Genomic DNA, 11,740 nt, shown 5'->3' with positions numbered 1-11,740 from the left:
TCGCATGTTCATCAAATCGATTGAACATCTGCGAAAAACACGCTTCAAACGAAGATACCAATCGCCACCTGCGAGGAGCCTGTCATGACCCGCGTCCAATCTGGACAGCGACCGCCCATGGGGACGCCACGCCCATGAAAATGCCCGGTCGCTCGCCCAATGCCTGCCTACAACTAGACTATGTGCGCGATACGCTTTTCGGGCCCGTGGCCCAGAGCGTCGAATGCCAATGCCAACTGGCCGCCCTCACGCTCCAGGGCCGCCCCGCGTTACGCCTGCACATCTGCCCCCCGCTGCCAGATAAAGTCGACCGTGCCCATAGCGTCGCCTTCATCTGGGACGGGCGAGACTACCGTGGAGTGGTACGGGACCATGGAAAGTGCGGAGACGGCGGGCTGAACCTGTTGCTCGAACTGCAGTAGCGGGGATCGCCCCCGGCCAGCTTGGGCCAGCCGGGGCTAGACACTGTCAGGCAATGGCTTTCAGCACCGTTGGCTGTGCGTCACGAAGGGCGTGCAACTGACTGACCAGATGCACCAGGTCACGGCAACTGTTCAGATTCTGCAGCGGGATCGATGTCAACGTTACACCGTCATCGAGCGATTGTCCCTGGCCAAGGCGGATTGTCAGGGTGGCGCCGTCCGGGCAGCTTACCTCGCAACGATCGGGCAGGCAGGCTTGCTCGATCATCTGCCGCATCTCTAGCATCGAAACTCCAATCAACGACATGGTACGACCCTCTCTGTACTGGATGGCCTGTGGTGTGAGTACGCCTTTGCCGCGTGGGGTGCCAATTGATAATGCGCATGTCCAAGCGGCACTCCATGTGCCTGAACAATGATCGGCTCAGATATCCCTAAGCACCTTAGTGGAAGAATGCGATCCGGGCCGGGTGGTTCGACTGGATGCTGGCAGTTCGCGACGGGCGGTCAGTGCGCGGCACCGTCGCGGTCCTCGGCCATCTGTCCGAACCGACCGGCATGGAAGTCATCGAACGACTCGGCGATCTCGACCTGACTGTTCATCACGAACGGACCATAGCCCACTATCGGTTCGTCGATCGGCTCACCACTGAGCAGCAACACACTGCTGTCCTGCTGCGCCTCGATCACCACATGCTCTCCGTCGCGCTCGAACAGCACCAGGCTGGCCGGGCCGGCTTCTCGCTCGCCGTTGGCGCGCAGCATACCGCGCAACACCACCAGAGCGGCCGTGCGCCCCTGCGCCACCGGCAACTGCAGCGAAGTACCGGCTTTCAGGCGCAAGTCCCAGACGTCCATCGGGGTAAAGGTGCGGGCGGGGCCTCGCCGGCCTTCGTACTCACCGGCAATCACCCGGACACTGCCCCCCTCATGCGCCAACGGCACCACAGGAATGTCAGAGGCCAGCAGCGTCTGGTAGCCCGCAGCGGCGCGCTTGTCCCGCGCAGGCAGGTTGACCCAAAGTTGCACCATTTCGAGGGTACCGCCTTGGCGCGCGAACGCTGGCGAATGGAATTCTTCGTGAATGATGCCATTGGCGGCGGTCATCCATTGCACGTCGCCTGGGCCGATCAGGCCGCCGGCACCCGTGGAGTCACGGTGCTCCAGTTCGCCCTGGTAGACGATTGTCACGGTCTCGAAGCCCCGGTGCGGGTGCTGCCCAACCCCACGCCGGTCATGGGTGGGCGTGAAGTCATGGGGCCCCGCGTAGTCCAACAGCAGGAATGGGCTGATCTGGCTGGCCAGGTTGTCATAGGTGAACAGGCTGCGTACCGGAAAACCGTCCCCCACCCAGTGCGCATGGGGGCTGCGGTGGATACCCAGAATCGTTTTCATGAGAAGTCTCCTCTCTCGGCTGAGCTCACCTTAACAACCATGTCAATCCGCCGGAAGACGGCTCAAATGGCATGGATCGTTCCACTGACAGGACAATACGCTCATTGGTGAAGAAAGGAGAGCACCTGTTCCGCCGCCATGACAGGGTCTTCCTGCATGAAGCAGTGACCACCGGGTACGGGTAGCGCGGTGACATTGGCATTGAGCGTGGCCAGGCGGTTTACCGAGCGAGGGACGAAGGGATAGGTGTGCTCGCCGTACAGCACCAGGGTCGGCACCTGGATACGGGCAAGATTGGGCCACATGCGGGTGGGGAAAGAACTGAATATCTCCACTTCGCGGCTGGGCCGGCACTTGAGCACCACCCCTTCCCCGCAGTCACCGATAGCGTGTTCGACGTAGGCCTGCAGCGCTGCGGCGCTCCACCCCTTGAAGATACCCCGCCCTTGAAGCGAGGCCAGTGCGGCTTCGCGATCCGGCCAGTGACTGCGGCGGCTGGCCGCCTTGCGCGCCAGGGCATGACGACGATGCAGGCCAACCATCGCGGCCGCGCCCATGACCCCGATCATCCGCCGACTGAACAATACCGGGTCAAGCAAAACGGCTCGCGTGAAGGCCTGCGGGTCGCTGGCCAGCATCAGCCCGGTGAGCACGCCACCGAAGCTATGCCCGACGGCATATCGAGGTACATCGCCATATTCGCCGCGTCCCGCTTCGAAGGCCTCCAAGGCCAGTGCCGCCGTGCGGTTCCAGCCCAGAAAATCACCGCCGTGGTCGCTGTCTCCATGCCCCTGCACGTCGCTCAGCCACAAGTCGAAATGCTCTGCCAGACGCATCAACAGTGGCTGGTAAGCCAGGCTGCAAAAACCATTGCCATGGAGAAAATGCACCAGCGGCTTGCCACTGGCCGGCGAACGCCAGCCGCGCAAGGTGAAACCTTCGGTGCAGGTATGGGACCAGGGAATCAACTCCATCGGCGCGCGCTACTCATCGTTCTAGGAAAACGCCGATTCTACAAACAGCAACGGGTACAGCGAAATCACCAGCAACAAGGCCATCAGGACATTGAACAGCATCAGCCAGCGCGGGTTCTGCAGCACATTGCGCAAGGCGCTGCCGAACATCACCCAGACCCCGACGCTGGGCAGGTTGACCAGGGCGAACACCGCAGCGATCACGATGACATTGAGCACATAGCCTTGGGCCGGTGTGTAAGTGGTGATCGCCCCCACGGCCATTACCCAGGCCTTGGGATTGACCCATTGAAACGCTGCCGCGCCCCAGAACCCAAGGGGCTTGCGGGCGCCGGAAGAAGAGCTGCCGACCGGTCCGGAGGTGGCGATTTTCCAGGCCAGGTAAAGCAAGTAAACGGCGCCGGTATAACGCAGCACGGTATACAGCGGCGGCCAGGCCTTGAACACTTCGCCCAGGCCAAAGCCCACCGCCAGCACCATCACCATGAAGCCGACACTGATTCCGATGGCGTGGGGAATGGTCCGACGCACGCCGAAGTTCACCCCCGACGCCAGCAACATGGTGTTGTTCGGCCCTGGGGTGATGGAGGAAACGAAGGCGAATAACATGAAGGCCATGAGCAAATCGGCAGAGGCAAGCATGATCGGCATTCCGCATTTATTGTCGTTGCTGCCACACTAGCCGAGTCGCCCTGACTGCAACCGATACAGTTGGGTTAAATTAAACAGATACAAATCACTGTACCGACCCGCGATGTTCTCCACCCACAAGGACGCCCCATGAGCCTCAACATCCGCCCTGCCGTTCGTAGCGATGCTGCGCAGATTTTGGCCTTCATCACCGAGCTCGCCGACTACGAACGTGCCCGCCACGAAGTGGTCGCCTCCCTAGCCGACATCGAGCACAGCCTGTTCGACGAGGGCAGCACGGTGCATAGCCTGATCTGCGAGCGAGACGGCCGGGCCATCGGCTTTGCCGTGTATTTCTACAGTTACTCGACCTGGCTGGGGCGCAACGGCATCTACCTGGAAGACCTGTACATCACCCCCGAGCAACGCGGCGATGGCGCAGGACGGCAACTGCTGCGGCACATTGCCCGTGAGGCGGTGGCAAACCAGTGTGGGCGCCTGGAGTGGAGCGTGCTGGACTGGAACGAGCCCGCCATCGGGTTCTACAAATCGTTGGGCGCAGAGGCCCAGGATGAGTGGGTCCGGTATCGGATGGAGGGTGAAACCTTGCTGGGCTTCGCCCACGGCTGAGGCGGAACGGCCTGGCAGCCCAACTCGCTGTGACAATCGGCGTCACGGGGATTATGCTCTGTAGGCATGTCCCCACGTTTCAATATGTGAGCGCCGAATATGAAAATCGATGACATGGACGCCTTCGTGGCGGTCATCCGTTGCCAGTCGACCAACCTTGCCGCCGAGGCCCTGCAACTGACCCAGCCGGCCATCACGCGCCGGGTGCAGAACTTCGAGCAAGACCTGGGCGCCACCCTCCTCGACCGCAACACCAAACCGCTCAGACCGACACCCATGGGACTGCGGGTATACGAGCAGTGCAAGGCCATCCTGCGCGAGATCGACTCGCTGCGCGAATTGGTGGCCAACGACGGTGCACCGTCCGGCACCCTGCGACTTGGCGTGCCACAGACACTGGGCGATGTGATATTGCTCGATGCCCTGGCGCAGTTGCGCGAAACCTATCCGCAACTGCGTACCCAAGTCACCAGCGGTTGGGGCAGCAGCCTGATCGCCCGTATGGAAAATGGCGAACTCGACGCCGCTGCGGCGCTGTTCCCGCCGGGCAAGATTTTCCCGGAGGGCATCGCCAGCCAGTCGGTTGCACGAATGCCGTTGCGAGTAGTGGCTGCCAAGGGGAGTGCCAGCAAACGTAGCTTCAAGCTCAAGGACTGCTACACCCGCGGCTGGGTACTCAACCCCGATGGTTGCGGCTTTCGCGCCGGGTTGCAGCGGGCGCTGAGCGAACAGGGCCTGAGCCTGACGATCAACCTGGAGACCTTCGGTACCGAGTTGCAACTGGGCCTGGTCGCCACAGGCCAAGGACTGGGCCTTGTGCCAGAACCGCTGCTGGAGGGCAGCCGCCATCGCGATGCACTGGAGGTGGTCAATGTGTCCGACTTCAAGCCGCAGGTCGACTTGTGGTTGTTCCACCCCCGATACCTGGGGAATCTGCAAGAGCCGGTTGAGTTGTTCGGGGAAATCGCGGGCAATCGATTGAAAGCGGAGTGAGCTCGCCCGCTCCTATCGCCGGCCCTTGTGAGAGTGGGCTTGCAAGGGGCGAGCCGATCCGCGCCGGCACCATCACTAAATGCACATACCGCATAAATAAGAAATTATTTTATTCTCAAAACAAATAATTAGCATAGAACCAAAAAGACTTTTACAGCATCCGCTCCTACGAATACGTTCTTTGAAACCTAACGTGTTCCAGGGATGGATGAATGCCCCATGAGTCACCCCCGTCCACGCCCCGCAAGACGATATGGTGCTCGGCCAGACCGTGCGCACTGCGCTGGCGGAGGTGGCCGCAAGAGCCAATCGGTGATCACCGGCCAATTGCAACTGGACGAGCCGGCCGATGCGATGGGGCCTGATCGCTCGGCCCAGCCTCAAGGTCACCGCCCGGAGCCACTTCCTGTCGGACATCCGCTCTATCGCCATCGGCGGGTGTACCTGTCGCCTCACGCCTCGGTGATTTTCGAAGAAGGCTACCTCGCCCTGCAGGACGCCTTCCTCGACAACTGTGCCCGTTACCCCAAGCAAGCCCCGCTGCGCGGGTGGACACCCAGCGCGGCTACCGTTCCTGACTTCTGGAGAGCATCATGAGTTCATTGTCTGCGGTATCCCCCAACGAAAGCGGCGTGCGCCAGCGGGTCGGCGCCGAGGAATGGGAGGTGCGAGTCAAGCTCGCCGCAGCCTACCGGCTGGCGGCACTGTTCCGCTGGACCGACCATATCTACACACATTTTTCGGCCCGCGTACCTGGGCCGGATGAACACTTCCTGATCAACGCGTTTGGCCTGTTGTTCGACGAAATCACCGCCTCGAACCTGGTGAAGGTGGATGTCGACGGCACGATCATCGACGACCCACTGAGCCTGGGCATCAACCAGGCCGGCTACGTGATTCACAGCGCTATCCATCGTGCCCGCCCCGACCTCAAGGCGGTGCTGCATACCCATACCCGTGACGGTGCCGCCGTGTCGGCCCAGCGCAAGGGTCTGCTGCCGATCTCGCAACATGCCCTGGCTTACTACAGCCGGGTGGCCTACCACGACTATGAAGGCGTCGCGCTGGACCTTGACGAGCAACAACGACTGGTGGCCAACCTGGGCACCGGCAATATCCTGATTCTGCGCAATCACGGCCTGCTGACGGGCGGCATCAGTGTCGAGCATGCCTTTCGCGAACTGCATGGGCTGGAGCGCGCCTGCAACATCCAAGTGGCGGCGCAAGTTGGCGGCCATGATCAGTTGTTGCATGCATCGCCGGCAGCGATCGCCAAGGTCCATGAGCAATCCAAGCGGTTTTCCGATGGGCAGGGTGAGGGCATCAAGCGGCACTGGGATGCACTGATTCGGCAACTGGACCGGGAGGGGCTTGATTACCAGCGCTGATTGGATCGGCCTCATCGACTGCACGTCGGCGGCGTTCTGGATCGGCACCCAAGCCCATCGCAAAAAATTACAATAATGCATTTATATCTATATTTTTTATGAATCATAAACATAATTAGAATAGAACCACAAAGCCTTTCACAACCTCACCCCACAACCGCTAAGTTCACTGCAGACCGACCCCTTTCCTGGCGGAGGCCGACAACCACCCACTTCCCGGCCGCCTGGCTCGCCTCGACCGGACAGACGCGGCGGCCTGAGCCCACCACGACAGAGAGTTCTGATTCATGAGTCTCGAATTCATCGGCCTCATCGGCCCCCAGGAAGGTAGCGAATCGCAGGCGCCGCGTGGCCCGCTGGTCGACCTCGAATTCATCAGGGCCTTTTCCCACGCCCAGGAATACGGCGGTTTCGACAAAGCGTTGCTGGCAGTCAACACCAGCGAGCCGGACTCGCTGATTCTGGCCAGCTATGTGGCGGCGCTAACCGAGCGCATCGGCCTGCTGGTGGCGCACCGCCCCGGGTTCCAAGCGCCGACGTTCGCCGCTCGACAGCTCGCCACCCTCGACCAGCTCAGCCGTGGCCGCGCCTCGATCAACATCATCACCGGCGGCGATAGCGGTGATCTGCAACGCGACGGCGACTTCCTCGACAAGGATGCACGTTACGCCCGCACCGACGAGTACCTGGAGGTGATGCGCAAGACCTGGACCCACACCGAACCTTTCGACCACCACGGTGAACACTACCGGGTCGAGGACAACTTGACCCTGGTCAAGCCGGTGGCCAAGCTGCCTGTCTACTTCTCCGGTGCCTCTGACGCGGCGGTGGAGGTGGCGGCCAAGCATGCCGATGTCTACATGATGTGGGGCGAACCGCTGGAGCAAGTACGCGAGCGCATCGGCAAGGTGCGCAAGGCCGCGGCACGCTATGGCCGCGAACAGAAGATCCGCTTCAGCCTGTCGCTACGGCCGATCCTTGGTGCCACCGAGGCAGAGGCCTGGGCACGGGCCGAACGCATCCTCGCCGACGCTCAGCACCGCATCGGCTTGCGCCAGGGCAACCGCCGCGATAAAAACGTCGGCAAGAGCAACGTCGGCTCGGAGCGCCTGGTGCAATTGGCCAGCCAACGCAAGGTTCACGACACCCGCTTGTGGACCGAGATCGCTGCGCTGGGCGGCGGAGCTGGCAACTCCACCTCGCTGGTTGGCACTGCCGATCAGGTCGCCGAGGCAGCACTGGCCTACTACGAGCTGGGTGTTACCACCTTCCTGTTCCGTGGCTTCGATCAGCTTCGCGATGCCGTAGAGTACGGCCAAGCGCTGATTCCACGCATCAAGTCGCGGGTGCAGAGACAACCGCCCGAGGGCCAGGCGCTGCAAGCTTGAGCTGACCTAAATCCACTGCGCTTGTGGCAAGATCAGTCTCCCTCGACTGCGAGCCATTCCATGCTCATCGACGAAGAACTGACCCTCAAGAAGCTCGAGACTTTTCTCGCCTTCATGCGCAGCGGCAACCTCGGCCGTGCCGCCGCTGAGTTGTCGACCAGCGCGGTGAGCGTGCACCGGGCGATCCACTCCCTGGAAAGCGCCCTGCGCTGCCCGCTGTTCAAGCACGAAGGCCGTCAGCTGATTCCGCTGGAAAGCGCCTATGTGCTGGAGAAGAAAGCCCGCCAGCTGATTCAGGATGCTGAGCAAATGGTGCGGCAGACCCGGGAAGCGGCAGGCTTCTATGCCGAGCGCTTTCGGCTGGGTGCGCTGTACTCGCTGACGGTCAAGACCGTGCCCAAGCTGGTGATGGGCCTGAAGCTGCGGCGCAGCGAACTGAATATCGACCTGACCCTTGGCTCGAACATCGACCTGCTACAGCGCCTGAAAAACCACGAACTGGATGCGATTCTGGTGTCGCTGGACGACAGCGTCGATGACCCCACCTGCGAACAGTTGCCGCTGTTCTCGGACGATATCTTCCTTGCCGCGCCCACCGATTCGTCGTTTGCGGCACAGGCCGAGGTGGACTTGGCGGACCTGGCCGATTCTACCTTCATAACCCTGACCCAGGGCTTCGCCACCCACCGTGATGGCGCGCGGGTGTTCCAACAGGCCGGGTTCGAGCCAAAGGTAGCGATGCAGGTGAACGATATCTTCACACTGCTGAGCATGGTCAGCTCGGGCGTGGGTTATGCCCTGCTACCGGGGCGCATCGCCGCAGTGTACGAGAACCGCGTGCGGCTGCTACCGCTGCAACCGCGCTACCGCTTGCAACAGCACATTGGCGTGGTGTTTCTCAAGGCCCGGGAGCGAGAGCCGAACCTGTTGGCGTTGTTGGCTGAATGCCGGATGTATAGCCGGGAAAACTGAGCGAGTTTCATTGCCGTCAAGCCGACGCCTGCCGATTGAACCTGCAGGCGCCGGCTTGCTGGCGATAGGCTGCACCGCAACGCAGACGCCTAGCCCACCAGCCCACGCACACAGAAGTACAGTATCGAAGGTCCCATCAAACACCCCAGCCCGGTATGGAAGGTCGCCGTCAGAGCGCCATAGGGCACCAACCGTCGATCCGTCGCCGCAAGGCCCGCTGTTACACCCGAGACTGTTCCCGCCAGCCCGCCGAACACCATGGCCGAACGTGGGTTGTCCAGGGCCAGCAAGCGCGCAGAGACCGGAGTGAACACCATTACCAAGATCGCCTTGATCAAACCGGTGGCAATCGACAGCGCGACCACGTCCGAACTCGCCCCCAGCGCGGCGCCAGTGACCGGCCCGACGATATAGGTCACTGCGCCGGCTCCGATGGTGGTCATGCTCACCGCATCGCGATAACCGAAGGCATAAGCAACCGCCGCCCCGACCATGAACGGCAGCACCGTTCCCAGCAGCAGCGATACTGCACCGATCATCCCCGCCTTGCGTGCTTCGGTGGCCTGCACCTCGAACGCTGTGGCGACAATCGCGAAGTCACGCAGCATGGCCCCTCCCATCAGGCCGATGCCCGAGAACAGCGCCATGTCGGCCAAGCCTTTCTGCCCGCCGGTCACGGTGCCGCCGACCCAGGCCAGTGCCAGGCCAATGACGATGGCGATGGCCGATCCGTGCACCCGGCCGAAGGTCAGGTATTTCGACAGCAGTACCGACAACCACATGATCCCACCCACCACCGCGAACGCGGTGATCAGGCCGTTGTGCTCCAGGGCATTGTCAATGATCGGCCACATGATCAACGACCTCCCGCAGGGACGACCTGCGTCTGGGTTGCGGGGTCCGCATTCAGCGCGGGCAAGGGTTCGCCGCGATGGCTGCGGCTGATCAGGGCGATCGTCAAGCCGCAAACCAGCACGGCACCGACCGCCGCCAGCAGTGCGGCAGGCCCACCATGCAGGGCCGTGACCACGTTCTGTTGGGCCGCCATGGCCACCACCACCGGGATATACATCGCGCCCCAGAACCCAACGCCGAATTCGCATTCCTTGCTCATGCCGCCGTGGCGGTGCATGTACAGCCTCGCGCAGATCAGCAGGATCATGGCGATGCCAACCCCGCCCACATTGGATTTGACCCCAAGCAGCACGCCCAGGAAGTCGCCGACGATAACGCCGGCCAGCGTGCATACCGCCAGCAGAGCCACACCATAGATAATCATTGTCGTTGTCCTCAGCTTGTGTCGAAGTTGCTTGTTGTTGTTCTTCGATAACGCTTTTGTTGCGCTGCCCGTGCCAGCCTCATCGCCGGCAAGCCGACGGCTACCGCGGCTGAAGGAGACAGCTAGCCCAGGGACATCATCGGTCGTTGGCCACCTCCTGACGCAACAAGACGTCCATGGTATCGGGCCGGGTCGACTCGACTGCCAGCACCCTGCCCTGTTCGAATACAGGACGCGCCAGGCCGCTTAATACGCTGCCTGGCGGCAGTTCCAGGTGCAGGCGCACACCGCGCTCATATGCGTTGCGCAACGTAGCACGCCAGTTCACCAGCCGCGCCATGTTGCCTGCCAGGTCGTCGCGCAGGCGCTCTGGGTCGAAGATCGGCCGGCCGCTGGTGCTGCTCAGGTAGGTGATACGTGGACGGCGCAATGGCACATCGGCAAAGGCTTCGGCCAACGTCCGCGCGGGTTCGTCGAGCAAGGCGCAATGGGACGGCACGCTGACAGCCAGGCGACGAGCGACGCCCTGGCCTTGGCGGCGAACGCGAGCGGCGACTTCATCCAGCGCAGTGTCTCGGCCGGCGATGACGATCTGGTTGTCGCTGTTGAGGTTGGCCAGAAACACCTCGCCCCCCACCTGCGCCAGCAGACGCTCGACACAGGCCAGGTCCAGGCCACTGATGGCGATCATGCCGTACCCTTGCGGATAGGCGCGTTGCATCAACTCGCCACGCAGGCTTACCAAGCGCACGGCATCACGCCAATCCAGCGCGTCGGCGGTCACTGCGGCGGGATAGGCCCCGATCGACAGCCCCGCCACGTAATCCGGGGCTGGGCCGCGCTGCATCAGCCAACGTGCCCACGCGACGCCGACCAGCAGCAGGCACAACTGCACGGCACGGGTGGAGTGCAGGGCTGCTTCACTGTCCAGGTCCAGCACCTGTTCGCCCAAGGTATCGCTGGCCTCTTCGAGCAGCCGCCCGGAACCCTCGGGCAAACGATGCAGCATGCCTGGCTGCTGAACGCCCTGGCCGGGAAATGCGAACAGACTGCTCACGCCGCACACTCCAAGGCGTTCCAGGGGTCTGTCACCAGGCGGGCGCCATTGGCCGACTTGAGCAGAACCCGCCGCGCCATCCCCGCCCAGTCGCGCAGGGCGATGGCGCCATTTGGGGTGTCCAGTTGCAGGTCGATACGGCAGGGAGCGCAGTCCAGAATGGCCAGCAGTTCCCGCGCCTTTGCCCGTGCTACCGGCTGCGGTGTGCGCAGCAGCAGATCCAGATCGCTGGCCAGGTGCAGCACATTGCGAGCGGTGGCGATCTGGTACCCCACGCTTCCGGTCGGCCCCCATTCCAAGCCTGTGCTATCGAGCACCGGAGCCACCGAAGCCAGGGCCTGCAGTGCCGGCCAGGGGCTATCGCCCTGCCAGCGCAGCGCTTGCGGGCTCAACCGCCGCTGGACTTTGGCCAGAGGCATCTGCACGCCCAGGCGCTGCTCGCGTCCGTGCCCACGAAGCCCCACCGCCACCCAGCCGGGTGGACTGCAGGCCCGACGGACCACCACGGGCTCGCCACCTGCCAATACCTGATGCGCCCAGGCCGGCGCTGCATCAGGCAGGTTCTGCGGGGTCATGCCCCAGAGCAGGTCGTGGGGGTATGGGGCGCCCATC

The 11,740-nt window shown here is 62.7% G+C and carries 15 protein-coding genes; 7 read left to right on the top strand and 8 right to left on the bottom strand.

The window, feature by feature from the left end; all coding sequences use genetic code 11:
- Nucleotides 1–134 precede the first annotated feature (134 nt).
- The gene (locus IF103_RS10770; RefSeq protein WP_023380307.1) at nucleotides 135–422 is read left to right on the top strand and encodes a hypothetical protein; all 288 of its coding nucleotides are present in this window, start codon (nucleotides 135–137) and stop codon (nucleotides 420–422) included.
- Between the two features lie 46 nt (nucleotides 423–468).
- Here IF103_RS10770 and IF103_RS10765 read toward each other — a convergent pair whose 3' ends face one another.
- The 4 genes from IF103_RS10765 to IF103_RS10750 form a co-directional block, all read right to left on the bottom strand.
- A complete protein-coding gene (locus IF103_RS10765; RefSeq protein WP_027907792.1) occupies nucleotides 469–729 on the bottom strand; it encodes a DUF1652 domain-containing protein in 261 nt (86 codons plus the stop codon).
- Between the two features lie 200 nt (nucleotides 730–929).
- Nucleotides 930–1,817 carry a pirin family protein gene (locus IF103_RS10760; protein ID WP_027907791.1) on the bottom strand — a complete coding sequence of 296 codons (888 nt, stop codon included), beginning with the start codon at nucleotides 1,815–1,817 and terminating at the stop codon, nucleotides 930–932.
- 101 nt (nucleotides 1,818–1,918) lie between these two features.
- Entirely contained in the window at nucleotides 1,919–2,791 is an 873-nt protein-coding gene (locus IF103_RS10755; RefSeq protein ID WP_202676100.1) for an alpha/beta fold hydrolase, read from the bottom strand.
- Between the two features lie 21 nt (nucleotides 2,792–2,812).
- On the bottom strand, nucleotides 2,813–3,442 hold the full coding sequence (locus tag IF103_RS10750; protein ID WP_023380303.1) for a LysE family translocator: 630 nt from the start codon (nucleotides 3,440–3,442) through the stop codon (nucleotides 2,813–2,815).
- 129 nt (nucleotides 3,443–3,571) lie between these two features.
- Here IF103_RS10750 and IF103_RS10745 point away from each other — a divergent pair, with 129 nt between their 5' ends.
- From IF103_RS10745 to IF103_RS10720, 6 genes are all read left to right on the top strand, one after another.
- Nucleotides 3,572–4,051 carry a GNAT family N-acetyltransferase gene (locus IF103_RS10745; RefSeq protein ID WP_023380302.1) on the top strand — a complete coding sequence of 160 codons (480 nt, stop codon included), beginning with the start codon at nucleotides 3,572–3,574 and terminating at the stop codon, nucleotides 4,049–4,051.
- 99 nt (nucleotides 4,052–4,150) lie between these two features.
- The gene (locus tag IF103_RS10740) at nucleotides 4,151–5,044 is read left to right on the top strand and encodes a LysR family transcriptional regulator (protein WP_023380301.1); all 894 of its coding nucleotides are present in this window, start codon (nucleotides 4,151–4,153) and stop codon (nucleotides 5,042–5,044) included.
- Between the two features lie 219 nt (nucleotides 5,045–5,263).
- Nucleotides 5,264–5,641 carry a hypothetical protein gene (locus IF103_RS24860; protein WP_238546547.1) on the top strand — a complete coding sequence of 126 codons (378 nt, stop codon included), beginning with the start codon at nucleotides 5,264–5,266 and terminating at the stop codon, nucleotides 5,639–5,641.
- Nucleotides 5,638–6,432 (top strand): class II aldolase/adducin family protein, encoded by a 795-nt coding sequence (locus tag IF103_RS10730; RefSeq protein WP_202676099.1) that lies wholly within the window; start codon nucleotides 5,638–5,640, stop codon nucleotides 6,430–6,432. The genes IF103_RS24860 and IF103_RS10730 overlap by 4 nt, the downstream gene beginning before the upstream one ends.
- Before the next feature lie 287 nt (nucleotides 6,433–6,719).
- A complete protein-coding gene (locus IF103_RS10725) occupies nucleotides 6,720–7,820 on the top strand; it encodes an LLM class flavin-dependent oxidoreductase (protein ID WP_104881853.1) in 1,101 nt (366 codons plus the stop codon).
- A 60-nt stretch (nucleotides 7,821–7,880) separates the two neighbouring features.
- The gene (locus IF103_RS10720; RefSeq protein ID WP_023380297.1) at nucleotides 7,881–8,792 is read left to right on the top strand and encodes a LysR family transcriptional regulator; all 912 of its coding nucleotides are present in this window, start codon (nucleotides 7,881–7,883) and stop codon (nucleotides 8,790–8,792) included.
- A gap of 89 nt (nucleotides 8,793–8,881) precedes the next feature.
- Here the strand turns inward: IF103_RS10720 and madM are convergent, their stop codons facing one another.
- The 4 genes from madM to IF103_RS10700 form a co-directional block, all read right to left on the bottom strand.
- A complete protein-coding gene (gene madM / locus IF103_RS10715; RefSeq protein ID WP_027907787.1) occupies nucleotides 8,882–9,646 on the bottom strand; it encodes a malonate transporter subunit MadM in 765 nt (254 codons plus the stop codon).
- Nucleotides 9,647–9,648: 2 nt separating this feature from the next.
- A complete protein-coding gene (gene madL / locus IF103_RS10710) occupies nucleotides 9,649–10,071 on the bottom strand; it encodes a malonate transporter subunit MadL (protein ID WP_023380295.1) in 423 nt (140 codons plus the stop codon).
- A 136-nt stretch (nucleotides 10,072–10,207) separates the two neighbouring features.
- The gene (mdcH, locus tag IF103_RS10705) at nucleotides 10,208–11,128 is read right to left on the bottom strand and encodes a malonate decarboxylase subunit epsilon (RefSeq protein WP_027907786.1); all 921 of its coding nucleotides are present in this window, start codon (nucleotides 11,126–11,128) and stop codon (nucleotides 10,208–10,210) included.
- Nucleotides 11,125–11,739, bottom strand: coding sequence for a malonate decarboxylase holo-ACP synthase (locus IF103_RS10700; protein ID WP_104881855.1), 615 nt, complete (start codon nucleotides 11,737–11,739; stop codon nucleotides 11,125–11,127). Before IF103_RS10700 ends, mdcH begins: the two co-directional genes overlap by 4 nt.
- Nucleotide 11,740 lies beyond the last annotated feature (1 nt).

Origin of the sequence: Pseudomonas sp. SK2 (assembly GCF_016772395.1) — a bacterium.
Classification (GTDB): domain Bacteria; phylum Pseudomonadota; class Gammaproteobacteria; order Pseudomonadales; family Pseudomonadaceae; genus Aquipseudomonas; species Aquipseudomonas taiwanensis.
The sequence above is the reverse complement of the archived record's forward strand: the minus strand, read 5'-3'. Positions and strand labels throughout refer to the sequence as shown.

Bases quoted from the DNA above. Each gene is read 5' to 3' on its own strand.
- IF103_RS10770 (WP_023380307.1), top strand. From the start codon at position 135: ATGAAAATGCCCGGTCGCTCGCCCAATGCCTGCCTACAACTAGACTAT.
- IF103_RS10765 (WP_027907792.1), bottom strand. From the start codon at position 729: ATGTCGTTGATTGGAGTTTCGATGCTAGAGATGCGGCAGATGATCGAG.
- IF103_RS10760 (WP_027907791.1), bottom strand. From the start codon at position 1,817: ATGAAAACGATTCTGGGTATCCACCGCAGCCCCCATGCGCACTGGGTG.
- IF103_RS10755 (WP_202676100.1), bottom strand. From the start codon at position 2,791: ATGGAGTTGATTCCCTGGTCCCATACCTGCACCGAAGGTTTCACCTTG.
- IF103_RS10750 (WP_023380303.1), bottom strand. From the start codon at position 3,442: ATGCCGATCATGCTTGCCTCTGCCGATTTGCTCATGGCCTTCATGTTA.
- IF103_RS10745 (WP_023380302.1), top strand. From the start codon at position 3,572: ATGAGCCTCAACATCCGCCCTGCCGTTCGTAGCGATGCTGCGCAGATT.
- IF103_RS10740 (WP_023380301.1), top strand. From the start codon at position 4,151: ATGAAAATCGATGACATGGACGCCTTCGTGGCGGTCATCCGTTGCCAG.
- IF103_RS24860 (WP_238546547.1), top strand. From the start codon at position 5,264: ATGAGTCACCCCCGTCCACGCCCCGCAAGACGATATGGTGCTCGGCCA.
- IF103_RS10730 (WP_202676099.1), top strand. From the start codon at position 5,638: ATGAGTTCATTGTCTGCGGTATCCCCCAACGAAAGCGGCGTGCGCCAG.
- IF103_RS10725 (WP_104881853.1), top strand. From the start codon at position 6,720: ATGAGTCTCGAATTCATCGGCCTCATCGGCCCCCAGGAAGGTAGCGAA.
- IF103_RS10720 (WP_023380297.1), top strand. From the start codon at position 7,881: ATGCTCATCGACGAAGAACTGACCCTCAAGAAGCTCGAGACTTTTCTC.
- madM (WP_027907787.1), bottom strand. From the start codon at position 9,646: ATGTGGCCGATCATTGACAATGCCCTGGAGCACAACGGCCTGATCACC.
- madL (WP_023380295.1), bottom strand. From the start codon at position 10,071: ATGATTATCTATGGTGTGGCTCTGCTGGCGGTATGCACGCTGGCCGGC.
- IF103_RS10700 (WP_104881855.1), bottom strand. From the start codon at position 11,739: ATGGGCGCCCCATACCCCCACGACCTGCTCTGGGGCATGACCCCGCAG.